Below are 22,356 nucleotides of genomic sequence, written 5' to 3'. Positions count from 1 at the left end.
TTCACTGCCCCACCTTCACATTCACGTTCGGCGACTCGCCAAACATCTCGGGCGAATACATGGCTTCGATGCGCGTGGCCGGCAGGCTGAAGTCACCGGCGTTGTTCAGGCGCACCGTGTATTCCACGCTCCAGGTGCCTTTCGGCACGAAGGCGTAATACGCGCGGAAGGCGTCGAAGGCCCGTTCCTCGAATGTCGGCCAGACCCAGCCCGTGGATTTTTCGCCGGCCGTGAGCAGCTGCGAATCGCGGCCCAGGCCATTGCCCAGCACCGTGGCGCTGGCGGGAATCGGGTCGTCGACCACTACCCAGCTCATGTCCGCCTGCGCCGACAAGTCCAGACGCACGCGGTAGACATCGCCGCGCGACCATAGTCCCGTGGTTTTCTGTTCCACGGGCGTCATGGTTTTCTTGATCGTGTAACCGCTGGACACGGGCGCCTTGAGCGGAATGGCCGCCAGACTTTGCACGGTGGCCCACGGCTTGCCCGTGCCGCTATGCGCGAGACCCAGGGTGTCCGTGCCCTTCGGCCACGCTTGCAGCACAGGGCCGACTTTCGCCGCGCCATTCCACACGAGCGCTTGCGTATCGCCGCCCAGCTTGACGGCGCTGGCGCCCGTCACTTGTACGGATTCGAACTTGGCCGAGAACTTATTGATGGCCAGGGTGCCCCAAGCGTTGGCCACCGTGGTATCCCAGCGGCCCTTCTTCTGGCGGCCCATGCTGCCGCGCACCAGGCGGCCGATGTCATCCTTCCACGCCGGGTCATCCATCACGGCCAGCAGCAGCCGGTTGGCATTGACGTCGCCGGACACCATCAGCCACCACCAGTTATCCTTGCGCTCGGTGGAAAAGCCCATGGTCGTGCCCTGGAAGTTCAGGCGCGAACGCAGAATCTGCTGCGCTTCGGCCAGCAGCGCATCGCGGCGCGCCAGGTGTGGCGTGCGTTGCAGCAACAGGCTCCAGTCGATGACGGCGGAAGTGGGCCACAGGTTCGGGCTGATGCTGATACTCTCCAGGGCATCGGACGGCACCTTGTTCGAACGCGACAGCGCTTCCAGTGCAGCGAGCTTGCGCACGGCCAGGTCGCTCGTGGCCAGCGCGGAGCGGCGCACGATGCGGCCCTGCACGAAGGCCGTCAAGGCTTCTTCCATGCGGTTCTTCGTCTGCTCGGGAATCGCATAGCCCGCTTCCCTGCTTGCCGACAATACATATGCCGTCAGGCTGTCGCTGCCCTGTTCCATGATGGGGAAGTATTTCAGCATGCCATCACTGTCCAGGTAGGCGGGCAGGCTGGCGGCCAGCTTGTTCCACGCATCCTGGTCTTGCAAGGCGATCGCTTTCGAGGTGTTTTGCTCGAAGCACGTGTACGGGTAGGCGGCCATGTACTCGCGCACGCCGGGCAGCTCGCCGCCCAGCTTGGCGACAAAGCTGGTCTGGATGCCGCCCCGGCCCGGCAAGGCGCCGGCCGGCATCTGCACCGACATATTGATGGGCTTATCGATTTGCAGCAAGGTGGCCTGGTAAGTGCGCACAGGGGTGGCCTGGCCCACTTTTTGCGTGATTTTCAGTTTATCCGAGGTGTTGCCAAGCCCGCTGCCCGCCTTGGCGCTAATATCCCACACGATGCTTGCCGCACCGAGCGGCACCTGGTAATCCCAGCCCACTTCGCGCGCTTCGCCCGCTGCCAACGTCAGGCTCTGGCGCGGCAGCGCCTTGCCGGCCGCGCTGGCATTGAGGTCCACGCTCAAGGAGGCGGCCGAGGTGTTGCGCACGGTGAATCCCGCGCGCAACTGGTCACCTTCGCGCACCAGAGTCGGCAAGCCCGACATCAGAATCAAGTCTTGCGAGCTGCGGATATCCGTGCTGCCGGTGCCGAACAATTCCTTGCCGGCGCTGGCGATGGCGACGATGCGAAACGCCGTCAGCGAATCGTTCAGCGGCACTTGCACCGTGGCTTCACCCTTGGCGTCGAGCTTGACGGTGGCTTTCCAGAACAGCAGAGTGTCGAACAGCTCGCGGCTGGCACCCTTGCCGCCGCCACCGCCGGCCGGGAAAGCCTTGCGGCCGAAGTGGCGCTTGCCGATCACCTGCATCTGCGCCGTCGCCGTTTCCACCTGCAGGCTGCGCTGCGCCATCATGGTGTCGAGCAACTTCCAGCTATCGTTGGGCATCAACTCCAGCAGCCCCGTATCGACGGCCGCCAGCGCCACTTCGGCGCCGGCCGGCAAGGCTTTACCGTCGGCGCGGCGCACGCGCACGGATACTTCCGCCTTGTCGCGCGTCTTGTAGACCTCCTTGTCGGACACCACCATGACATTCAGTTCATGCGCCTGCCACCCCACGTTCAGGGGCGCGATGCCCATCTTGTAGGCTGGCTTGCCCAGGTCAACCAAGGCCGTCGGCTGCACGCCATCCACCCTGCCCCGCACGACAAACACGGAGACATACACATTCGGCGCGTAATTCGCTTTGACAGGGATATTCACCACCGGTTCCCGGCCATTCAGCTGGCGCACATAGGTGTCGAGGATGCCTTCGCGCTCGACCGTGATCAAGGCTGTGCCCGAACGGAACGGCATGCGCACCTGCAAGCTCGCTTCCTGGCCCGGTTCATAGCGTTTCTTTTCAGGCAGCACGTCGATGCGGTCATTGTCGCTGGCGTTGAACCACCAGTCGCCGCTGCCGGCCACCCAGGTTTCGCGGTTGGCGACAGCCGCATTGCCGGCAGCATCCTGCGTACGGGCGCGCAAGATCAAATTGCCGCTGGCGGGCGCCTTCACATCGCAGATCAGCAAGCCCTTGTTATCCGTCTTGCCCGAACAGGCCGGGCCCAGCTTGACGATTTCGCTGCTGTTTTCATACGCATAGAAACCACCGATCAGGCGGCGGCGGTGCGAATAGCTGTTGCGCTGGAAGAAATCGACGGCCACGGCCGCATTCGCCACGGGCTTGCCATTGGTGCCCAGCACGGCCACCGTGAACTTGAAGGCATCCTTGCTCAAGGCCCAGGCGTCGGGCTTGATGCCGATGACATAGTTCGATGGCCACAGCGGCACGCGGGTGGCCACGGAAGCCGTCTCGCCATTCGCATCCTGGAAAGCCATTTCCGCCACCAGGTCGCGCGGCGCGGACAGCTGCGGCAGCTGGTCGATGACGATGCGCGCACCGCCCGCCTTGTCCAGGGTCAAGCTTTGCGTGCGCGCCGCGGAAGCGCCAGCGCCGGGGCCGGCTGGTCCGCCATGGCCTTCATCTTGCCATTCGCCCTCATCATCATCGTAGCCCGTGCCCTGCTTGACCAAGCCTTCCTTCACGTCGCCATTGCTGAAGCTGACATCGGGATAGTCGGCAAAGGTGACGCTCTTGTCTTGCAGTACCGTGCGCAGCTTGACGGGCGCATTCGTGGCGGCGCCACCGGCCAGGTAGGTGATTTGCGCATCCAGGGCCAGCTGTTTCACCTGCACGGCGGGCGCTTTTGGACCCTGCAGCACGGCTTTCATGGTCGGTACGCGGAACGCTTCCACGCGGAAACTGCCGGACGGGCGGCCCGCCATCGTCACACTATATTCGCCCTGCTTGGCGTCGGCGGGAATCACCCAGTCGCTTTCCGCCGTGCCAGTGGCGGACCAGCGCAGCGGCAGTTGGTAGTTCTGGTCGCTGCCTTGGTGCGTGATGACGACGGAGGTGGCGCTGCCGGGGCCGTTGTTCTTGTCGACCAGGCTCATGCCCTCGGCCGTGTGCTTGCGAATGAAATGCTTCATGTGCACGGTTTCGCCGGCGCGCAGCAAGGTGCGGTCGAATACCGTGGCCAGCAAGGTGTTGTCGGCCCGCGTATCGTCCGTGGGCAAGTTGAAACGCCAGGCTTCGATGCCGCCCACCCAATCCGACAGGGTGAACGTCATGTCGCCGCCGCTGCGCGCACTGATAAAGTAGCGGCCATTGTTCTTGCAACTGGAATTGGCCAGCTCGCCAGGGATGTGCGCCACGCCGTCCGCACCCGTGGCGCCTTGCCACAGCAGCTTGCCGGCGCAGTCGCGCACGGCCACTTGCGCTTTCGCAACAGGCGCGCCCTTGTCCAGCGACGTCACCCACACGAGCGACGATTGTGCGCCGTGCTTGAAGTGGGCCGCCAGGTTGGTCACCAGCGCGGCCGTGCGAATGTAGGCCGTGGTGGGTTTGCCCAGCAGCACTTTGCCGAGGATGGGGCTGGCCAGCTCGACCACGTAAAAGCCCGGTTTCTGCAGCGGAATGCCGATCACTTCAAAGGTTTTCTTGCCATCGGGGCGCGGCAGGCTGATGGGGCGCGTGCCGGCCGCCTGGGCCAGCACGGATTTGCTCATGTTGCCCGCATACTGGGCGTACGGCTGCCAGTATTCGCCACCGGCGCCATCGCCGGCCAGGCGCTGCATCCACTCGATGATGAACTTGTCGTCATTGTCGGGCACGCGCAAGGTGGCGCCTGTCGCGGCAGGCGCGGCGGTGGAGGCCGATTCCTTGGCGATTTCCTTGCCGGTCAGCACGGGCTCGATATTGCGCACGGTGACAGGCAGCAAGCCGTCGCCCTTGGCCTCGATGATGCCGAACGGGGCCGGGAACTTCAACAGCGGCGGCTGTTCACCCGTGCGCACCGTCATGGGGAAGCGCGCACGGTTGAGCAAGGCGCGGCCCGCGTCGTCCGTCAGCTTCGGCGGCAGGTTCAGCACGAAACTGGCTTGCACGGGGAAAGGACCGTTGAAGGTCACGTACTGCACGAATTCGGCTTTTTCCTCTTCCTTCGAGAGCGTCGGCGCATACGTCTTGCCGCCCCCTGTCAGGGTCACGGCGCGCACCAGCGATGCTTGCACGGGCGCAGAAAACTGCAAGCGCATGGGCAGGAAGGGAATGCACTGTTCCTTCGGATTGCTGCGCTCGCAGCTGAACTTGGCCGTGAAGTCGGGGCGCGTCTTGAACTGCAGGGTTTGCGCCTTGTCCGTGGCGATGCCGCTGGCGCTGGCGATGCCCTCGCCCCACACCAGGGAGACCTTGGCGTTGGCGGGGAAGCTGCGCTTGCATTGCAGCACGGCGACGGGCAACGGCGGCGCGCCCTTGCTGGCGACGGGCATGCCCACTTTCCACAGCGTGCCCCGCTTCTTGAAGTACACGGTCAGGTAGCGGTCGAGAAAGCTCTTGCGCAGGGTCAATACCTGCTCCAGTTCCTTGCCCACCAGCCGCCGCACGGGAATCTTTTCATTGATGCCATCGGCGCGGCAATACGCATGCGCGGCCACGCTGGCCTCGTTCGGCACGGCGTCCAGGCCCAGCACGAAGATCTGGTTTTCATCGATATACGGCTGGCCGTCATAGGGTACGGCCTCGACGATGGCCGGGCCGCCCGTGGAAAAGCGGTAGGACGTCGTTCCCTGCAAGGGCTTGCCCGCCAGGTCCTTCAGTCCCGCTTTCAAGGTGAAGTTGCAGGCCACGCCGGCGGGCAAGTCGCGCTCGAAATCAAAGTTCCAGTTGCGCTCGTCGGCCCAGCGCCCGGCGCCCGCCACGACGGCAGGCTCGGCCTTGCCGCAATCGATGGCAAACGGCGCGGGCAAGCCCATGTCGCCGAACGGCACCATCGGCGTGGCGAACTGGGCACGCACCTGGCGTACGGCCTTGACCGTGCCGCTCGGTGAAAACAGGGACACGCCGCTATCGGCCCAGACCGGCGTAGCCATGCCCAGCGAGAGCAGCAGACATAGCCGGCCCAGTTTGCCAAACAGCGGGGAAGAAACAATACGGGGGTGGTCAGGCACGGGTGACTCCTTGATGAAAAGTGGCGGAGCTGGCTGCGGCACGCACAAGTTGCCAGGAGGAAGCCCGGCAAGGCAACAGAACGCGGCAGGAATACAACATGAATGTAATAGTAGTTATCAAGCGCAACATTGTTGCTAATATACAGTGGCATGCTGGTAACAAGTCGTACGATTGCCTCTGCCGCGGCGCCAGGAAATGGCCGTACTGGTGAAGATTCCACCAAGTAAATTAGTTTTTTTCAACACCAAGGTCTTTGTCGTGAATCTGCAACACCATTGATATACAACAATGCTTTGTGCGCTAACGCACCGACCTCTCGAACCTGGAATCGTATTCTTAGTCCAACAGCAGTGCATTTATCGCAAGACGAGCGCACTGGAATTGTTGTCTATCTCATGTTGTCTATCCCATGCAATAGCACGTGTAGCAAGATGTCGCTTTGATGCTGTAGAGAAAATCTCTTATCAACGTTGGGAGTTACTTGTGAATAATCTAAAAAAAATCGCCGTTGCCGCCGCAGTCCTGTGCTCCGCCCTAGGCGCACAGGCCCAGGAAATCAATCCCTCCTGGTATATTCAACCCAGCATCAACGCACTCAAGCCAGATTCCGACTTTGCCACGGATAAAACCGGCTATGGCGCAGGCTTGCGTTTCGGTAAGCCTGTTTCCCCGGACTGGGATATCCAGCTGGGCACCACGTACGCCCGTTCCAAGGATGGCGGCCAGCGCTACCAGCAAAATACGCTGGGCGTAGACGGCTTGTACATGTTCTCGCGTAAAGCCTTCCGTCCCTTCCTGCTGGTGGGTGCCGGCATGCAGCGCGACAAGGACACCAGCTTCGCTTTCGGTGAACGCAGCAAGAGTTCGCCATACGCCAGCGTCGGCCTGGGCTTCCAGTCCACGATCAACGATCAATTGTCGTTGCAGGCTGACATACGCAATGTGCACGGCTTCCTGCGCGGCAATACCTTCGACCCGAGCAGCAAGTCCAACAACTACTATGTCACCGTGGGCCTGAACTTCGCGTTCGACAAGCCGCCTGCATCGCCGCCACCACCGCCACCGCCGCCAGTACGCGAGGAAGTCGTCGTGGTCTTGCCGCCACCACCGCCACCACCACCAGCACGCTTTGAAAAAGTGACGATGGCGGCAACGGAACTGTTCGCGTTCGACAGCGCCAAGCTGGGCCCGACACAGACCAAGCTCGACGAGATCGCCCGCGTGCTGACCGCAGCACCGGACGTCAACAACGTCGTTATCAGTGGTTATGCCGACCGCATCGGTTCGCCCAAGTACAACCTGAAACTGTCGCAGCAGCGCGCTGACGCAGTCAAGGAGTACCTGGTCGCCCACGGTGTCGCTGCCAACCGTCTGACGGCCGAAGGCAAGGGCTCGACCAATCCTGTCGTCACCTGCGATAATAAGAAGCGTGCCGACCTGATCAAGTGCCTGGAACCAAACCGCCGCGTTGAAGTGGAACAGATCACCATCGAACGCCGCGTACAGTAAGCAATACCAGTGGTACGCCACTAGTTAAAAAAGGGGCTGCGGCCCCTTTTTTTCATTGAAAGTCACCATGAATTTTTCTACCCGCTATCCCAAACTGGCCAGCCTGGCGCCGTTCAGCAAGCAGATGCGTAGTGTCATTGTCTGCTCCGTCACTGAATGGCTGGAGCACCGCGCCTCGAGCAAGGGTGCCGCCCTCGCCTACTACACCCTGTTTTCCATCGCCCCCATCCTTGTGCTGGTGATTGCCATCGCCGGTTTTTTCTATGGCCCGGCCGCCGCGCGCGGCGAGCTGATGGGGCAACTGCAAGGTTTGCTGGGCACGCAAGGCGCCGAAGCCATCCAGCTCGTGCTGGCCGGCGCGAAAAACCATGAACAGGGCCGCATCGCCACCCTCATCGCCAGCGCCCTGCTGCTGTTTGGCGCCACCAGCGTGTTTGCCGAACTGAAAGCCAGTCTCGATGAAATCTGGCAAGTGCCCCCCCTGAAGGAAGCGGGCGCCTGGGACATGCTGCGCACGCGCCTGCTGTCTTTCGGCCTGGTGCTGGTCCTGGCCTTCCTGCTGATGGTGTCGCTGGTGGTCAACGCGGCCATGGCCATCCTCGCCAACTTCTGGGAAGGCGTGTGGAAGGACACGGCCGTGCTGTTTACCATTTTGTCGAACCTGATCGGCTTTGCCGTCATCGCCAGCCTGTTCGCCGTCATCTATAAAATGCTGCCGCGCGTGCGCCTGTCCTGGCGCGACGTACTGATCGGTGCCGTGGGGACGGCTTTCATGTTTGCACTGGGGAAGTATGCGATAGGCGTATATATCGGCAATAGCGGCGTGGCCAGCAGCTATGGCGCAGCCGGTTCGCTGGTGGCCCTGCTGCTGTGGGTGTATTACTCGGCGCAGATATTCTTCCTGGGTGCCGAATTCACGCGCCAATTTGCCCTGCAACTGGGCAGCATGAAGGACATGCCGAAAACGGAAGACGGCGATGTGCAAATCAAGATATTGAAACGCCACCAGTCCTGATTGTCTGCCCCTACATGCAACAACGGCGCCCACGGGCGCCGTTGGCGTTGCCGCACGCTATTCGCCCAGCAGCTCGGCCACCGCTTCCATGCCCTGCACGCGCTCGGCCACCACCTTCACGATGACGATGATGGGCACGCCCAGCAGCAAGCCCCAGACGCCCCACAGCCAGCCCCAGAACAGCAGACTGATGAATACGGCCGTGGGATTCATGCGGGCGATGCGCCCCGTCATCCAGGTGGTGACAAAGGTGCCCACCAGGGTGGCGATGGCCATCGACGTGCCCGTCACCAGCAAGACCATTTCCAGCGATTCGAACTGCAAAAAGGCGACCATCCCCGTGGCGATGGTGATGAGCAAGGGACCGAAATACGGCATGATGTGCAGCAAGCCGGCCACGATGGCCCAGGCGCCCGCATTTTCCAGGCCGATCACGCGCAAGGCGATCCACATCATGACCGCCAGCAAGCCATTCGTGACGAGCAGCATGAACATATAATTCTGGATCGAGGTATTGATGTCTTCCAGGATGTGCACGGTGACCTTCTTGCGGCTCAACGACGGGCCCGTCAGCTTGACGAGCTTGCGCTTGAAGGTATTGCCCGACAGCAGCAGGAAAAACACGAGAAAGATGACCATGGCGGCCTGGCTGAGGAAACCCACCAGGCCCAGCGAGCCGGCCCAGACCCAGTCCATGATCTTGAAATTCGGTGCATCCGGCGCGGTGGCGGCGCGGCGGATATTGCGGCGCGCTTCGGCGCCAGCGGCCACTTGCTCGATTGCATTGGCCACGGCCTGCATCTTTTGGAAGGTGCTGTTCTTGCCACCCGTGTTCTCGGCGATCAGCCGCGACAGTTTCTGTGTGGCGGCCGGCAACTCTTCAACGATGGATTCAAATTCGCCCTGCACGCGCTCGATCACGACGACGGAGCCGAACAGGATCAGCGCCGTCACCACGCTGACGCAAATGGCGCGCGGCAGGCGCAGCTTTTCCAGCCAGGCGACGACTGGATTGAGGGTATAGGCAATAAAAATGCCGAAGATGACGGGAATGAGGAATTTCTGCGCCCATTGCAGCGCGTAGATGAAGCTGACAGTAGCGATGATGCCCAAGGCCAGGCCGCGCGCATGGACATGCAACGGCAGGCGCAAGGATGCATCCAAGTGCTCCTCGGGCGCGCCGGGAGGTGGCCCGGCAGGCTCGATGGAAGCAGCCGCCACCGGCTCGGGCGGGGTATCTGTAGGCTGGATATGCATGCGATTCCCGCGACGGTCGGTGGAGGACCACAGCGCCAGCCATCGGGCCGGGCGCTGCGGCAAGTCATGCCATTACTTGACGCGGATGTCGTTTTTCACCGACTTCACGCCCTTGACGCCACGGGTAATTTCGCCCGCTTTAGCGGCGTCAGCTGGCTGAGCCACGAAGCCGCTCAGCTGAACCACGCCCTTGAAGGTTTCAACGTTGATTTCCGTCGATTTCAGCGTAGGCTCATTGAAGATGCTGGCTTTGACTTTGGTGGTGATGGCCGCATCGTCGATGTACTCGCCCGTGCCTTCTTTGGTTGGGGTCGAAGCGCAACCTGCAACAGCGAACAGGGAAGCGACGAAAAGGCCAGTAGCGATAGATTTAGTGAATTTCATGGTTTTTTCCTTAGGAGTGGTCAATCAATGTGCTCACAATGAGCTTCTTATACCAATCTGGTGACTGCGCGCCGGAGGGAGCTCAGTAGCCAAACTGGGTTTTTGCAGCCTTGATACAGTCATCCTTGGCTGCGCCGGCTAATGCATCGCATTTTTCTGTCGCGACCTTGTACTCGGCTTTTCTCTTTGCTTCACGCGCATCGCTGCGCGCTTCGATAACTTTCTTGTCTGCCTTGGCGTCGGCCAGGGCCGCCACCTTGGTGGACTTGGCCAGCTTGACGCAGACATCCTTGTCGTTGCCCGTCAACGCATTGCAGCGGGCCAGGTCGACGTCGTAGTTGGCATCGGCAATCTTGATGCGCGCCTTGGTGTAGGCGCGCAGGGTATTCGTGTATTGCGCCTGAGCAACTGCTTCATCGTAGGTGCGCACGGCCTTCGCTTCGGCAATGCAGACATCCTTCGGGTTGCCCGTGATTTTTTCGCATTCCGCATGCGCCAGCTTGTAATTCAGGCCAGCCTGTTCTTTGGCCGCCTTGTAGGCTGCTTTCGCTTCCGGCGTGGCGGCCACTGCCTGGCCGCCCCAGGCGGCGCACGCCAGGCTGACGACGATGGCGGTGAAGAGCTTATTCTTGTTCATGTATTTCTCCCTGGTGGTGACAAGCATGTCTGCTTGGCATGACTACCGTTTTACGTGGATCGTCGCCGCCCTTCTGTACGCTGCCGTACACAAGTAATTTATTTTGAAAGTGGGAAGCAGTCAGGGAGAAATAACAACGTTTTGACGCATCGCATTCGCCAAAAACACCATTCCGACACGAAATAAGTGCGTGCGGCAGCGTACAGACCGGGAACAGGGGCGTAACTAAGATGGCACTACACCCTCACCTCGTCAGGAGAATAAAATGAAAACCAATGCCACCTTGGCAGCACTGATGCTCGCCGGCACAGCCGTACTGAGCGGTTGTGCCACCGGCCCTTCCCAGTCACAGCAGTACTACCCGGCCAACCAGCCTGAGTCCGCCATGTACGGCACCGTCGACTCCATCCAGATCGTGCAGGGTGGCGGTCAAACCAGCGGCGCCGGCGCCGTGGTCGGCGGCATCGCCGGCGCCTTGTTGGGCAATACCATCGGCTCGGGTGGCGGACGCACGGCCGCCACCGTGGCGGGCGCCGTCGCCGGCGGCGTGGTCGGCAACCAGGTGGAGGGCCGCAGGCAGCAAGCACAGTCCTACCAGATCAGCGTGCGCCTCGACAACGGCGAATACCGCAGCGTGGTGCAGGACAACGCGAATGACTTGCGTCCAGGCAACCGCGTGCGCGTCGTTGACGGCCGCGTCTACCGCTATTAATTTTCGGCGGACTGTGCCAGCAGGCATCCGCCATCCCGCATACGTTGTACGATAACAAGGAGTTGCCATGGGCACCATCATTCTGATCATCTTGATCCTGGCCCTGGTCGGCGTCCTGCCTACCTGGCCGCATAGCCGCAACTGGGGTTACGGCCCCAGCGGCATCGCCGGCCTGGTCGTCGTGATACTGATCCTGCTATTACTGACGGGCAGGTTGTAAAAAAAGGCGCTGCGGCGCCTTTTCTATTTCAAAGAGGAAATATCATGACACTCCGACTCACTCCCCCGGCGCTGGCCATCGTACTGGCATGCAGCCTGGCACCATTCAGCCAGGCACAAACCGCTGCCCCGCAAGCGGGTGATCCAGCCCGCTGGTACCAGGAAGACAGCACGGCGCAAGCCCAGTTGCGCACCTTGCGCAAGGAAATCGCCGCCGCCCTGGCCGAGGCCAAAAAAGCCTGCCGTATGGAACCATCCGCCACGCGGGCCACTTGCCTGAAGGATGCGCAAGACACTTACCGGCAAGACATGGCGAACGCGGAAAAACTGCGTGTAGCGGCGCATCCGCAGTGATGCGCCGTGCTATTGCGATGCCGCCTGATCAGGCGGCGTCGCGTTCGTACGGCGGCAACTCGTGCACCACCAGGGGCGTGTCTTCCGTGACGAACGCCAGCCAGCCAGCCGCCTTGATCGCGCGCAAGGCGTCCTGGTAGCCCTGCTCCCAGCGCCAATCGATGGAGCCCTTGGAGAAATTGATATCCTTGGCCGCCATGTGCCAGTCGCGCCCCGCATACGGCAAGCGCACGATGTGCATGGTGCTGTCGCAGCCCAGCGCTACCAGTTCTTCCGTCTGTTGCCGGTTATGCGCGCTGTCGGGCAGCTTGGCGTAGAGTTCGCGCAATTTATGCTGCAAGGTATGCGTATTGACGTAATCTTCGATATGCCGCTTCGAGCGCGACGCGAAGGTGACATCTTTTTGCCGCGTCTGCACTTCATCGAGCGTGGTCGGCTCCGGGCCTTCCGAGCTCCACAGGTCGACCATGAAGACCAGCGTATCGACGTGGGGCGTGTCGTCGAGCACGGTTTCCAGCGGCGTATTCGAATACAGGCCGCCATCCCAGTACAGGTCGCCATCGACGCGCACGCCTGCAAAGCCGGGCGGCAAGGCGCCGCTGGCGCGGATATGGTCGGCCGTCAGTGGCTGCTGCTGGCTGTCGAAACTGACGAGGCTGCCGCATTTGACGCGCAGGGCGTTGACCGTCAGACGCATGCCACCGGGCTGGTTCAGATAATCGAAATCGACCAGTTCCTCGAGGGTGCTGGCCAGCTCGCTCGTGTCGTAATAGCTGGCGTCTTCCGGCTTGACGGCGATTCCTGTCGGGAACAGGCTGAACGAACGCGGCTTGAAGAAGCCGGGCACGCCGCGCAGCACCGTATCGAGCGTGGCCAGCCAGATGTTCGAGCGGCGCTGCTGGTCCGAAACAAGGTTCATATCGATACTGTCGCGGTGCGCCACGCGCTGCCAAAACTGTTTTAGCCGCACCAGCCTGTCCTCGTGTTTGTTGCCGGCCAAAATAGCTGCATTGATGGCGCCAATCGAGGTGCCCACCACCCAATCCGGCGCCAGGCCATGTTCGTGCAGCGCGTGATAGACGCCAGCCTGGTAGGCGCCCAACGCGCCGCCGCCTTGCAGCACCAGCACGATGCGCAGGCGCGAGGGATTTAACTGATTGATCGGTGTCTTCGAATTCGTCATCAAGATGGCCCTGTATGCGCCGCGTAAGTGCAGCGTGAATCATTGTAAGGGATTGCGCCTGTATGCGCCGAACAGTGGATACGGGCAAAAAAAAACGCCGTCCATGACGGCGTTCCCGGGCAACATGGCTGGCGTTCAGCGCTTGCGGCGCAGCCAGCTGGTGGCAACGGCGGCCACGGCCACGAGGACCAGGGCCGGCTTGACCAGCTTCTTTCGTCCGATAAACGATAGCGCCGTTAGCACATAGGGCATGGCGCCTTGCAGGCGCATGCCGCCCGGCGCCAGCAAGGACTCGACCCGGTGGCCGGCAAAGCCGACAGCCGTCTCGACCACGCCCTGCAGCAGCGATTCGGGACGCAGCCCATAGCCCACGTTGGCGCGCGCATGCACGATGCCCACGCGGTACATTTCGCCCTGGGCGATCAGCAGGCGCTTGCGGGCGGCTTGCGCCGCCAGTTTGTCGTTTTCCGACATGAATTCTCCTCGTAAGGCAGGCTGGACATGGCGGGCCCCGTTCCGGAACAGGTCCGGGTGGTTCCCGCCAGCAGCTTACATCAGCATGTCGCGGTCAGCCTTCAATTCCGCCATGGTGGCCGGCATGGACAACTTTCCTTGACGCAGCATGGCGCGCGCATAGATGACCAGAGTGATGGCCAGCAGTACGAACACGACCGTCATGATCGCCAGGATCTTCCAGCCCAGGCTATCCCAGGCCAGGAAAACGATCAGCACGCTGCCGTAAGCGATGGCAAACAAGCCCGCCACTGTCGCCAAGGCGAAAATGACCACCAGCTGCAACATGTGATTGCGCACCTCCGACAGTTCGATGGTGGCCAGTTCCAGCCGCGACAACATCAGTCCGACGGCGTTTTTGGCCAGGCCGGCGACCGAGCCGATCAATCCCGGCCCCTGGTGAGATGAAGCAGACTTGTCCATATCGCTCCTGACGGTGGATTACTTGCGGCCCAGGATGAAGCCGACCAGCACGCCGACGCCAGCGGCGACGGCCACCGTGCGCCATGGGTTTTCCTTGACGTAACCGTCTGCCTGGGCAGCCATCTGCTTGGTGGCAACGATGGCCGACGCTTGCGCTTCGTGCGCTTTGGCCAGTGCGGCATCCAGGGTTTTCATGCCCTTGACGCGCACTTCATCGGCTTTTTCGCCAGTCAGGGCGGCAGCGGCGCTGAACAGGGCTTGCGCATCCTTGACCAGGGTTTTGACATCGTTATTGACGGTGGTGATATTGTTTTCCAACATGGTTTAGCTCCTTAGCTATGGATGAATGTAGTTACTATACCTACTTTACTCAAAAACACTATTCCATCAGATCGCGCATATCATCGGCGTGCTCTTCCTCGACAGCCATGATTTTGATCAACAAATGGCGTGTGGTCGGGTCTTTGTCGCCAATTTTCACGATCATCTGGCGATATGACTCGATCGCTACGCGTTCCGCGATCAAATTGGCACGCACCATGCTTTGCACGTCTTCGGAGTCATCATACTCGGCATGACTACGTGCAAGCAATGTTGCAGGATTAAAATCTGGCTTGCCATTCAATTGCACGATGCGTTCAGCCAGCCAGTCGGCGTGTTCCTGCTCCTGCTGCGCATGCTCAAGGAACTCGGCCTTGACGCCCCCATTGTCGCGCCCGCTCACGGTATAGTAATGGCGTTTATAGCGCGCAATACACACCAGTTCGGTAGCCAGCGCCCCATTCAACAGGGTGATCAATTCCTCGCGGTCAGCCTGATAGCCGGCCGTCACGGCACCGTCGTCCAGGTTTTTGGCGGCGGCGCGGATGGCGGCCGTATCGATGCCAGCTGGAATCTCAACAGATGTTTGGATCATAATGTTTCCTTTCAAGTCTTGCTTGGGTATCCACCGGCCAACATGCGGCCGGTGCTGCCTTTCTACTCGCGCGCCAGGCGGCGCGACTTAGCGGCGGGCGGGAATGGCCGTGTTGTCCTCGGACAAGACGATTTCCACCCGGCGATTCAGCTGGCGGTTCGCCGCGCTGTCATTGCCGGCGGCCGGATAGGCGGCGCCATAGCCTTTCGTGGCGATGCGGTCGCGGCTGATGCCTTGTTCCAGCAGCGCATTGCGCACGGATTCGGCGCGACGCTGCGACAATTCCAGGTTGTGCGCGGAACCGCCCGTGCTATCCGTAAAGCCTTCGATCAGCACGGTGCGTTGCGGGTTGTTTTTCAGCACATCGGCCAGCTTGCGTGCCGTATTCGCGCCATCGGCCGTCAAGTTCGCCTTGTCCGTGCCAAACAGCACGTCACCGAGGGTAATGACCATGCCGCGTTCGGTTTTCTTGGCGGCCAGGTCGGCCAGCTGCACTTCCAGCGCGGCGGCGCGGGCGGTGGCGTCACGGGCCGACGCTTCGGCCGATTGCGCCTGGGCCTTGGCTGCTTCCGCATCCGCCTGGGCCGCCTGGGCGCGTGCCGTAGCCTGGTCAGCCTGCTGCGTGCGTGCATCGAGGCGCAACTGGTCGCGCTGCTTGCCGGCGTTGGCGATATCGGCTTCCGCTGCCTTTTGCTTGGCGACTTCTTGCGCCGTGGCTATCTTTTGCTTGGCCAGGTAGGCCAGCTTGTCGACCTTTTCGCTGTCATCCTGGCGCGTGGCGGCCGCGTTCGCCGCTTCCAGCGCAGCGCTCGCTTCGCGGAATTCGCGTGGAGCATAGGTCGACACCAGCGGGTTCGATTGCGCCGCCATGTAATCGCCGCGCGTCTGATCGAGCAGACTGGTGGTGGTCGGTGCGGAACTGCAGGCGGCAACAAAAGCGGCCATGGCCAGCAGGCCGGGAATGGTGGTGTAAGTAGCTTTTTTCATGATGGGGTCCTGTTCTGTTCTTATTGTTAGTTATTGTTTCGGGGCTTGCTGATTAGCACGGTCGAGTTCTTCGCGCATGACGCGGATGTTCTCGTTGATTTCATCGGCGGCGCTGGTGGCCTTGGTCGAGTTGGCCTTGCTTTGCGCCAGCTTGGCATCGGCCTGCGCCTGGTCGGCCAACTCGCGTGCCAGTTTGTAGTCGCGGTCTTTCAATGCCTGGTTAGCCATGCGCATTTTTTCGCGGGCCGAACGCATTTCATCGGGTGCCAGTTCGGCGGCACCGGCGCTGGCGGCGTTATCCACGGCGGCGCGCGACACGGCGACATCGGCCGTGGCTGGCGTTTTCAGGCTGGAACAACCCGTCATCAGGACGACAGCGGTGGCGCAAGCAGCCAGGGCGGCCAGTGGGGACATCGTGAAATCTCGGTTTGTCATTTTTCTTCTCCTAGAGAATGTTAAGCAGTAAGGTTCATACGTCGGTGCATCTGGAATCAGGAACGGCGTTTGATGTATGACGTTATAGGCTCCGGCTTCCCGCGTATCCGTTCGGTGCCGCACATAGAGTAAGAAATCGACAATACTTGCATGGGCAAGGTGCGTTAGCGCACGCCTGCGCCAGCAAAACCTGAAACGGACCCGGCTTTGTAGCGATTCCTGTAGCATCTTGCATCTATCCAGAAAGAAACGCTTCTTACCCCACACCTATGCCACGCTTTATCGCCCTCTCGCGCCGCCAGAAAATCGCCCTCGCCAGCGCCGCCGTGCTGGTCGCCCTGCCCGTCACGGCCGCCGTCATCCTGCTCAACATGGACTGGAACCGCGCCAAGCCCTGGCTGAATGCACGCGCCAGCGAAGCGCTGGGCCGGCCCTTTGCCATTGCGGGCGACCTGTCGCTGACGTGGCAGCAGCCAGGGATTGCGGGGCGACAAAACTGGCGCGCCTACCTGCCGTGGCCGCACTTGCAGGCAAAGGATGTGCGCCTGGGCAACCCGAACGCCATGACAGCGGCGAATGACACGGCGCAGCTGGCCAGCGTGAGCCAGCTGGCGTTTTCACTCAATCCGCTGGCCCTGCTGGACAAGAAAATCATCATCCCGCAATTGCGCTTCGATACGCCGCAAGTACGCCTGCTGCGCAACAAGGATGGCAAGAACAACTGGACCTTCGACAAGCAGGAGCAGCCGTCGCCGTGGCAGCTGGAACTGCAAAGCGTGGTCTTCAGCAAGGGCAGCGTGACGCTGAACGATGCCGTCACGCACACAGCGATGCGCGCCGATGTCGACACCATAGCGAACGATGCGCGCTACGGCATCGCCTGGAAACTGTCCGGCACTTACCGTGGAGAAAACATCCAGGGCGGCGGCAAGGCGGGCGGCGTGCTGTCGCTGCAGCAGCAAGGCACGCCCTTCCCCATCCAGGCCGACATGCGCGCGAACGGCAGTAGCGTGGCCATCGAAGGCACCTTGACGCGCCCGGCGGACCTGGCCGCGCTCGACGTGCGCCTGAAAATATCCGGGCCCAGCATGGCGCGCCTGTACCCATTGACGGGCGTGCTGCTGCCGGAAACGCCGCATTTCAGTACGGAAGGCCATTTGACCGGCACCCTGGCGCCGCGCGGCGGCGAATGGGTGTACGACCAGTTCAGCGGCAAGGTGGGGTCGAGCGACATCAGTGGCAAGCTGGCCTTTTCGGCCAGCAAGCCACGCAAGCGCCTGACGGGCGAAGTTCACTCGCGCCTGCTGCAATTTTCCGACCTGGGTCCGCTGGTGGGCGCCGATTCCAGCGCCAGCAAGAAGGAACGGGGCGTGCCGTCGACGCAGCCGGCCGGCCGCGTGCTGCCGGTGGAAACCTTCAAAACGGAGCGCTGGACCAGCCTGGACGCCGATGTGCGCTACACGGCGGATAAAATCACGCGCGACGCCGAGTTGCCGATCAGCAAGCTCGACACGCATGTGGTGCTGATGGACGGCGTGCTGTCCTTGACACCGCTCAACTTCAACGTGGCGGGTGGCACCCTGACGTCGCAGATCAGGCTCGACGGCAGCGGCAAAGTCATCGCCAACGGCATCGCCGCCGAACTCAAGGCCAGCGCCCGCCATCTGCACATCCAACAACTATTTCCCCGCCTGCCGGCCTTGCAGGCCAGCGTAGGTGAAATCAATGGCGACGCTTCGCTGTCGGCCACGGGCAATTCCGTCGCCAGCCTGCTGGGCAGTTCGAACGGCGAAGTGCGCGCGCTGATCAACCGGGGCAGCATCAGCAAGCTGCTGCTGGAAGAAATGGGCTTGAATATCGGCAGTGTCGTGCTGACCAAGCTGGTGGGCGACAAGCAGGTCAGGCTCAATTGCATGGCTGCCGACTTCGCCGTCACCAAAGGGTTGATGCGCACGCGCCAATTCATCGTCGACACGGACGATGCGGTGCTGCATATCGACGGCACGGTGAACCTGGCCAATGAACAACTGGACCTGACCTTGCAGCCGGACAGCAAGGGGCTGCGCATCTTTTCGCTGCGCTCTCCCCTGTATGTGCAGGGCACCTTCAGCAAGCCCGATGTGAGCGTCGACAAGGGCGTGCTGGCCCTGCGCGCCGGCGGCGCTCTGGCGCTGGCCGTGGTGGCGCCCGTGGCGGCGCTGCTGCCGCTGGTCAATACTGGTCCCGGCGAGGACAGCGAATGCGCGGCCCTGCTGGCCCAGGCGCGCGTGGAACCGGTGGCGCCGAAACCGGGCAAGGCACCGCGCAAAAGCCGGTGAACGAGATGGCAGAATATGACAACGTTGCCGCCAGCCGTGCACGATTACAATTGTTACACCCCTATGTGCGTTGCCGAACAGACCCTGCCTTGTCACAATCCTATTCTGTAATCGTGCCTGAAACACCCAAGACGTGGCGACACGAAGTCCCACCGGCCCATACCATGCCGGCGCCACGAGGTCCGAATTCATAGGAGAACTATTATGCAAATCATTAAAAAAATCGCCGCTACCACTTCCGTTGCCGCTCTGCTGCTGAGCTTGACTGCTTGCGCCAACATGTCCGGCCAGGATAAAAATACGGCCATCGGCGCCGGTGTCGGCGCCGTTGCCGGTTCCGTACTGACGGGCGGCAGCGCCATCGGTGCAGTCGGTGGCGCCGCCGTTGGCGGCGTGATCGGTAATCAGGTCAAGCCGAAGTAATCGTTGCTCAAGAAAGCGGGGTGGGTGCCCAGGCGCCCACCCCGCTTTTTTGCGTCTGCGGCACAAGAATGAGGGAAATCAGACGAAGACGTTGGCCATGCCGATGGCGCCGCTGTCCTTGACCAGCGCGTAACAGCGGCAGGAGACGGCTTCCAGGCCGGCGGAATCGAGGATTTCGATATTGCCGCGGCTGTAGGTGATGAGTTTTTGCTGTTGCAACGCGCTGGCTGCCTTGGTCACGCCGACGCGCCGCACACCGAGGGTGTGGGCGAGAAATTCATGCGTCAGGTGAAATTTTTCCGACTGCAGGCGGTCGCGCGTGATCAGCAGCGAACGGGCCAGACGCGCCTCGAGCACATGGAAGCGGCTGCATACGGCAATCTGGATCGCTTGCGCCAGCAAGGTGTCCGTGTAGCGGTACAGCAGGCGCTGCAGGGAATCGAGCTGGGCGAACTCGGCGCAGAACGCCGCCCGTGCGATGCGGCTGGCCGTGCCGGAACGTTGTACCACGGCACGTACTTGCGCCAGCTCATGACCCAACGCGACGGAAGCGCCCAGCACGCCTTCACGGCCGACGGAGCCCACTTCCAAGGTCATCCGGCCTTCCGCCACGGCCAGCAGCGAGATCAGGCAGTCACCGGGAAAGTAGATGTAGCCGATCGGCTGGCCCGGTTCGTACAGCACCTCGCCCACCTCGACCGTGACGGTATCGAACAGCGCCGTCAAGTGGCGCAAGTCGTGTTCGGGCAAGCTGGCCAGCAAGCGGTTGCCGGCATCAAGCGCGCCCGCAGGCGACCCCAGGCCAGATCGGCCTGCGTCGCGGGACAGGGTCATGCTGGCGTTCGTTGGTCGCATTGCTTTTCCTTGTTGTCGTTAAAACGTTACAACTCGACATAATTTTTACTTAGCCTACGGTGCAGTACCGTGCCTGTATGTACGGTGACGCACGGAAGCGCGGCACGCGGCACAGCACACTGGCTGCATGCACGGACCACACGCACTACCCATTTCATTATTTAAAAACACCAAGGAGCTTTCCATGACCACCACCACCAAATCCCTCCATCCGCTGGTGCTTGCCGCCGCCGCCGCCGTCCTGCTGTTCTGCGGCGTGGGCACGGCGGCCCTGATGGGCTGGCTGCCCTCGTCCCAGGGCGATGCGCAGCCACTGGCGGCCAGCACTTCGGCCGAACAGCTGGCCAGCCTGCAGGCAAACCAGCCGCAGGCGAACTTGCAGCCTGCCGGCGCGCAGCCGCTGGCCGCCTTACCGCTGCAACAGCAGCAGCAGCAGCAGCAGCCCGTGCGCCAGCAACAGCCACAGCAACAATACGCGGCAGCCCCTGCGCCGCAGGTATGCGGCAATTGCGGCGTGATCGAAGCCATCCATGAAGTCAATACCCGCGCCGAAGGCAGCGGCGTGGGTGCGGCCGGCGGCGCCGTCGTCGGCGGCTTGCTGGGCAACCAGGTCGGCGGCGGCCACGGCAAGCAACTGGCTACCGTGCTGGGCGCTGTTGGCGGCGCCGTGGCCGGCAACCAGATCGAAGGCAGCGTGCGCGCCACGCGCAGCTACAACATCGTGGTGCGCCTCGACAACGGCAAAACGCGCACCGTGCACCAGAGCGCCGCGCCGAACTGGCGTCAGGGCGACCGCGTACGCGTCGTCAACGGCGCCTTGCGCGCCATCGACTAAGGGGCTGGCGGCCAGCGCGCCGCCCGCCACTGTGGCACATTACACACACGCCCGGCCTGTCCGGGCGTTTTCTTTTTGATCATGTTCGTTGGCGTACAGATAAGCTTGCCGTGGCGCGAGATGATGCATTCAGGAAAGTTCAACGGAATGTCATCAAGGAGTAGCCATGGAATGCGACAAGGCAGGCAATAATCGGATCTGGCTCGGCTTTATTGGCGGCGGCTTGCTGGCCACCGCGCTGGGCTTCTGCGCGCTGGACCTGGCGCCTTCGCAAGCGGGCGCGCCCGTGTTCGGCGTCATGCTGTTGCTCACGGGCGGCATGCTCAGCTGCCTGGCGGGTGCCGTCGGCATGGCCGGCATGCTGGCGTGGGTGCCAGGCATGGCCGATGAGCACGCCGACCGGCCCCGATAGTTGAGCCTTGTGTACGACAGCGTACAGAACGCAAGACAAACAAAGTAGACACTTAGTCATGGCATCAGCGTTCAGCGACCCGGTCGCCGCGCAATGACAAGAACCGATGACGGCGCCACGCGCCAGCGCCTGCAAGGCCAAGGCAGTCGCCGTCATCCACACATTACTCTCGGAGGACATATCATGCTGTATACAATCGCCGTCGTACTCATTATTCTTTGGCTGCTGGGCCTGGTAACTTCCTATACCATTGGCGGCTTCATCCACATCCTGCTGGTGGTCGCCGTGATCATGGTGCTGCTGCGCTTGATCAGCGGGCGCGGTTTATAGCAGCCAATTCACTGGCCAGACAGGGCGGCGCGCGTGCAAACGGGCGCCGCCTTTTTGCCGCCTTTTGCATACAGTGTGCGCGCACTGGCAAACAGCTTCATTTTGCAGTAACGTGTACAGGTAATTCTGGGTATGTCCCAATAACAAAACAAGGAGAAAATCCATGAAAGAAACATTCAAAAAAGGCCCTGGCGCCAAATCCCTGATCGGCATGCTGGTGATCGCATTGGCCGCTAGCGGCTGCGCGGACATGTCCTCGACGCAACGTGGCACGGCCACGGGTGCTGGCATCGGCGCTGGCCTCGGCGCCTTGATCGGCGGCACCACCGGTGGCGGCAGCAGCGGCCGCACGGCCGGCGGTGCCCTGCTGGGTGCGGCAGCTGGCGCCGTAGTCGGCAATATCTGGTCGAACCGCATGGAAAACCAGAAGCGCGCGATGGAACAAGCGACACAGGGTACTGGTGTGCAAGTGTCGCAAACGGCTGATAACCGCCTGAAAATGGAAATTCCAAGCGACATTTCCTTCGACACCAACCGCGCCGACATCAAGGGTAACTTCCGCCCCATCCTCGACCGCTTTGCCGCCACCCTGAATGAAAACCCGAACACCACGGTCAGCATCATTGGCCATACGGACAGCACGGGCAGCGCTTCCATCAACGAACCGCTGTCGGTGGAACGCGCGGCCCACACGCGCGACTACCTGGCCATGCGCGGCGTCTCGCCGACGCGCGTCGTCACGGAAGGCCGCGGCGCACGCGAGCCGATCGCCTCGAATGCAGATGCATCGGGACGTGCACGCAATCGCCGCGTGGAAATTTATGTCGCAGAGTTAGCACCACGCTAAGCTGACACGCAT

Annotated in this window: 23 protein-coding genes; 11 read left to right on the top strand and 12 right to left on the bottom strand. The window is 61.9% G+C overall.

From position 1 onward, the window contains the following. Position 1: 1 nt before the first annotated feature. The gene (locus tag ACQ4W7_RS12310) at positions 2-5,701 is read right to left on the bottom strand and encodes an alpha-2-macroglobulin family protein (RefSeq protein ID WP_495542743.1); all 5,700 of its coding nucleotides are present in this window, start codon (positions 5,699-5,701) and stop codon (positions 2-4) included. Between the two features lie 562 nt (positions 5,702-6,263). Here ACQ4W7_RS12310 and ACQ4W7_RS12305 point away from each other — a divergent pair. Together ACQ4W7_RS12305 and ACQ4W7_RS12300 are read left to right on the top strand one after the other, a co-directional pair. Beyond that, a complete protein-coding gene (locus ACQ4W7_RS12305; protein WP_436530765.1) occupies positions 6,264-7,289 on the top strand; it encodes an OmpA family protein in 1,026 nt (341 codons plus the stop codon). 67 nt (positions 7,290-7,356) lie between these two features. Further along, a complete protein-coding gene (locus tag ACQ4W7_RS12300) occupies positions 7,357-8,304 on the top strand; it encodes a YihY/virulence factor BrkB family protein (RefSeq protein ID WP_436530763.1) in 948 nt (315 codons plus the stop codon). A gap of 57 nt (positions 8,305-8,361) precedes the next feature. On the opposite strand, the gene ACQ4W7_RS12295 is transcribed toward ACQ4W7_RS12300, so the two are convergent. The 3 genes from ACQ4W7_RS12295 to ACQ4W7_RS12285 form a co-directional block, all read right to left on the bottom strand. Further along, positions 8,362-9,561: an AI-2E family transporter gene (locus ACQ4W7_RS12295; RefSeq protein ID WP_436530761.1), complete on the bottom strand. Its 1,200-nt coding sequence runs from the start codon at positions 9,559-9,561 to the stop codon at positions 8,362-8,364. A gap of 72 nt (positions 9,562-9,633) precedes the next feature. Continuing rightward, positions 9,634-9,945, bottom strand: coding sequence for a BON domain-containing protein (locus ACQ4W7_RS12290; RefSeq protein WP_034786324.1), 312 nt, complete (start codon positions 9,943-9,945; stop codon positions 9,634-9,636). An 82-nt stretch (positions 9,946-10,027) separates the two neighbouring features. Continuing rightward, positions 10,028-10,582, bottom strand: a complete 555-nt coding sequence (locus ACQ4W7_RS12285) for a hypothetical protein (RefSeq protein ID WP_426072464.1) — start codon at positions 10,580-10,582, stop codon at positions 10,028-10,030. 265 nt (positions 10,583-10,847) lie between these two features. Between ACQ4W7_RS12285 and ACQ4W7_RS12280 the strand changes: the two genes are divergently transcribed. The 3 genes from ACQ4W7_RS12280 (at position 10,848) to ACQ4W7_RS12270 (ending at position 11,867) form a co-directional block, all read left to right on the top strand. Continuing rightward, entirely contained in the window at positions 10,848-11,294 is a 447-nt protein-coding gene (locus ACQ4W7_RS12280; RefSeq protein ID WP_436530759.1) for an outer membrane lipoprotein, read from the top strand. Positions 11,295-11,361: 67 nt separating this feature from the next. After that, positions 11,362-11,514 (top strand): DUF3309 family protein, encoded by a 153-nt coding sequence (locus tag ACQ4W7_RS12275; RefSeq protein ID WP_010396415.1) that lies wholly within the window; start codon positions 11,362-11,364, stop codon positions 11,512-11,514. A 44-nt stretch (positions 11,515-11,558) separates the two neighbouring features. Then, a complete protein-coding gene (locus tag ACQ4W7_RS12270; protein ID WP_436530757.1) occupies positions 11,559-11,867 on the top strand; it encodes a hypothetical protein in 309 nt (102 codons plus the stop codon). A gap of 28 nt (positions 11,868-11,895) precedes the next feature. Here the strand turns inward: ACQ4W7_RS12270 and ACQ4W7_RS12265 are convergent, their stop codons facing one another. From ACQ4W7_RS12265 to ACQ4W7_RS12235, 7 genes are all read right to left on the bottom strand, one after another. Beyond that, the gene (locus ACQ4W7_RS12265; RefSeq protein WP_426072467.1) at positions 11,896-13,050 is read right to left on the bottom strand and encodes a patatin-like phospholipase family protein; all 1,155 of its coding nucleotides are present in this window, start codon (positions 13,048-13,050) and stop codon (positions 11,896-11,898) included. Positions 13,051-13,185: 135 nt separating this feature from the next. Continuing rightward, positions 13,186-13,524 (bottom strand): hypothetical protein, encoded by a 339-nt coding sequence (locus tag ACQ4W7_RS12260; RefSeq protein ID WP_426072468.1) that lies wholly within the window; start codon positions 13,522-13,524, stop codon positions 13,186-13,188. Positions 13,525-13,599: 75 nt separating this feature from the next. Then, positions 13,600-13,986, bottom strand: coding sequence for a phage holin family protein (locus tag ACQ4W7_RS12255; RefSeq protein WP_426072469.1), 387 nt, complete (start codon positions 13,984-13,986; stop codon positions 13,600-13,602). A gap of 18 nt (positions 13,987-14,004) precedes the next feature. After that, positions 14,005-14,307 (bottom strand): ElaB/YgaM/YqjD family protein, encoded by a 303-nt coding sequence (locus tag ACQ4W7_RS12250; protein ID WP_035826246.1) that lies wholly within the window; start codon positions 14,305-14,307, stop codon positions 14,005-14,007. 58 nt (positions 14,308-14,365) lie between these two features. Continuing rightward, entirely contained in the window at positions 14,366-14,902 is a 537-nt protein-coding gene (locus ACQ4W7_RS12245) for a ferritin-like domain-containing protein (RefSeq protein WP_436530754.1), read from the bottom strand. 87 nt (positions 14,903-14,989) lie between these two features. Then, entirely contained in the window at positions 14,990-15,889 is a 900-nt protein-coding gene (locus ACQ4W7_RS12240; protein WP_426072471.1) for an OmpA family protein, read from the bottom strand. 30 nt (positions 15,890-15,919) lie between these two features. Next, entirely contained in the window at positions 15,920-16,324 is a 405-nt protein-coding gene (locus ACQ4W7_RS12235) for a DUF4398 domain-containing protein (RefSeq protein ID WP_426072472.1), read from the bottom strand. A gap of 269 nt (positions 16,325-16,593) precedes the next feature. Here ACQ4W7_RS12235 and ACQ4W7_RS12230 point away from each other — a divergent pair, with 269 nt between their 5' ends. Both ACQ4W7_RS12230 and ACQ4W7_RS12225 read left to right on the top strand, forming a co-directional pair. Beyond that, on the top strand, positions 16,594-18,642 hold the full coding sequence (locus ACQ4W7_RS12230) for an AsmA family protein (RefSeq protein ID WP_436530752.1): 2,049 nt from the start codon (positions 16,594-16,596) through the stop codon (positions 18,640-18,642). A gap of 204 nt (positions 18,643-18,846) precedes the next feature. Further along, complete coding sequence (locus ACQ4W7_RS12225; RefSeq protein WP_077401543.1) at positions 18,847-19,065, top strand: YMGG-like glycine zipper-containing protein; 219 nt, start codon at positions 18,847-18,849, stop codon at positions 19,063-19,065. A gap of 78 nt (positions 19,066-19,143) precedes the next feature. Here ACQ4W7_RS12225 and ACQ4W7_RS12220 read toward each other — a convergent pair whose 3' ends face one another. After that, positions 19,144-19,920 carry a Crp/Fnr family transcriptional regulator gene (locus ACQ4W7_RS12220; protein WP_426072474.1) on the bottom strand — a complete coding sequence of 259 codons (777 nt, stop codon included), beginning with the start codon at positions 19,918-19,920 and terminating at the stop codon, positions 19,144-19,146. A 184-nt stretch (positions 19,921-20,104) separates the two neighbouring features. Here ACQ4W7_RS12220 and ACQ4W7_RS12215 point away from each other — a divergent pair, with 184 nt between their 5' ends. From ACQ4W7_RS12215 to ACQ4W7_RS12200, 4 genes are all read left to right on the top strand, one after another. After that, positions 20,105-20,755 (top strand): outer membrane lipoprotein, encoded by a 651-nt coding sequence (locus ACQ4W7_RS12215; RefSeq protein WP_436530749.1) that lies wholly within the window; start codon positions 20,105-20,107, stop codon positions 20,753-20,755. A 166-nt stretch (positions 20,756-20,921) separates the two neighbouring features. Continuing rightward, a complete protein-coding gene (locus ACQ4W7_RS12210) occupies positions 20,922-21,167 on the top strand; it encodes a hypothetical protein (RefSeq protein WP_426072476.1) in 246 nt (81 codons plus the stop codon). A gap of 183 nt (positions 21,168-21,350) precedes the next feature. Continuing rightward, the gene (locus ACQ4W7_RS12205; RefSeq protein ID WP_010396376.1) at positions 21,351-21,497 is read left to right on the top strand and encodes a lmo0937 family membrane protein; all 147 of its coding nucleotides are present in this window, start codon (positions 21,351-21,353) and stop codon (positions 21,495-21,497) included. A 211-nt stretch (positions 21,498-21,708) separates the two neighbouring features. Then, complete coding sequence (locus ACQ4W7_RS12200) at positions 21,709-22,344, top strand: YiaD family glycine zipper/OmpA-like lipoprotein (RefSeq protein WP_436531007.1); 636 nt, start codon at positions 21,709-21,711, stop codon at positions 22,342-22,344. Positions 22,345-22,356 lie beyond the last annotated feature (12 nt).

The sequence above is a fragment of the Janthinobacterium algoris genome, assembly GCF_051380935.1.
Lineage (GTDB): Bacteria > Pseudomonadota > Gammaproteobacteria > Burkholderiales > Burkholderiaceae_D > Janthinobacterium.
This window is presented reverse-complemented; position numbering and strand designations above follow the sequence as displayed.

What these genes read in the sequence shown, in the direction of transcription:
- ACQ4W7_RS12310 (WP_495542743.1), bottom strand. Translation starts at nt 5,701, where the DNA reads ATGGCTACGCCGGTCTGGGCCGATAGCGGCGTGTCCCTGTTTTCACCG.
- ACQ4W7_RS12300 (WP_436530763.1), top strand. Translation starts at nt 7,357, where the DNA reads ATGAATTTTTCTACCCGCTATCCCAAACTGGCCAGCCTGGCGCCGTTC.
- ACQ4W7_RS12295 (WP_436530761.1), bottom strand. Translation starts at nt 9,561, where the DNA reads ATGCATATCCAGCCTACAGATACCCCGCCCGAGCCGGTGGCGGCTGCT.
- ACQ4W7_RS12290 (WP_034786324.1), bottom strand. Translation starts at nt 9,945, where the DNA reads ATGAAATTCACTAAATCTATCGCTACTGGCCTTTTCGTCGCTTCCCTG.
- ACQ4W7_RS12285 (WP_426072464.1), bottom strand. Translation starts at nt 10,582, where the DNA reads ATGAACAAGAATAAGCTCTTCACCGCCATCGTCGTCAGCCTGGCGTGC.
- ACQ4W7_RS12280 (WP_436530759.1), top strand. Translation starts at nt 10,848, where the DNA reads ATGAAAACCAATGCCACCTTGGCAGCACTGATGCTCGCCGGCACAGCC.
- ACQ4W7_RS12275 (WP_010396415.1), top strand. Translation starts at nt 11,362, where the DNA reads ATGGGCACCATCATTCTGATCATCTTGATCCTGGCCCTGGTCGGCGTC.
- ACQ4W7_RS12270 (WP_436530757.1), top strand. Translation starts at nt 11,559, where the DNA reads ATGACACTCCGACTCACTCCCCCGGCGCTGGCCATCGTACTGGCATGC.
- ACQ4W7_RS12265 (WP_426072467.1), bottom strand. Translation starts at nt 13,050, where the DNA reads ATGACGAATTCGAAGACACCGATCAATCAGTTAAATCCCTCGCGCCTG.
- ACQ4W7_RS12260 (WP_426072468.1), bottom strand. Translation starts at nt 13,524, where the DNA reads ATGTCGGAAAACGACAAACTGGCGGCGCAAGCCGCCCGCAAGCGCCTG.
- ACQ4W7_RS12255 (WP_426072469.1), bottom strand. Translation starts at nt 13,986, where the DNA reads ATGGACAAGTCTGCTTCATCTCACCAGGGGCCGGGATTGATCGGCTCG.
- ACQ4W7_RS12250 (WP_035826246.1), bottom strand. Translation starts at nt 14,307, where the DNA reads ATGTTGGAAAACAATATCACCACCGTCAATAACGATGTCAAAACCCTG.
- ACQ4W7_RS12245 (WP_436530754.1), bottom strand. Translation starts at nt 14,902, where the DNA reads ATGATCCAAACATCTGTTGAGATTCCAGCTGGCATCGATACGGCCGCC.
- ACQ4W7_RS12240 (WP_426072471.1), bottom strand. Translation starts at nt 15,889, where the DNA reads ATGAAAAAAGCTACTTACACCACCATTCCCGGCCTGCTGGCCATGGCC.
- ACQ4W7_RS12235 (WP_426072472.1), bottom strand. Translation starts at nt 16,324, where the DNA reads ATGACAAACCGAGATTTCACGATGTCCCCACTGGCCGCCCTGGCTGCT.
- ACQ4W7_RS12230 (WP_436530752.1), top strand. Translation starts at nt 16,594, where the DNA reads ATGCCACGCTTTATCGCCCTCTCGCGCCGCCAGAAAATCGCCCTCGCC.
- ACQ4W7_RS12225 (WP_077401543.1), top strand. Translation starts at nt 18,847, where the DNA reads ATGCAAATCATTAAAAAAATCGCCGCTACCACTTCCGTTGCCGCTCTG.
- ACQ4W7_RS12220 (WP_426072474.1), bottom strand. Translation starts at nt 19,920, where the DNA reads ATGCGACCAACGAACGCCAGCATGACCCTGTCCCGCGACGCAGGCCGA.
- ACQ4W7_RS12215 (WP_436530749.1), top strand. Translation starts at nt 20,105, where the DNA reads ATGACCACCACCACCAAATCCCTCCATCCGCTGGTGCTTGCCGCCGCC.
- ACQ4W7_RS12210 (WP_426072476.1), top strand. Translation starts at nt 20,922, where the DNA reads ATGGAATGCGACAAGGCAGGCAATAATCGGATCTGGCTCGGCTTTATT.
- ACQ4W7_RS12205 (WP_010396376.1), top strand. Translation starts at nt 21,351, where the DNA reads ATGCTGTATACAATCGCCGTCGTACTCATTATTCTTTGGCTGCTGGGC.
- ACQ4W7_RS12200 (WP_436531007.1), top strand. Translation starts at nt 21,709, where the DNA reads ATGCTGGTGATCGCATTGGCCGCTAGCGGCTGCGCGGACATGTCCTCG.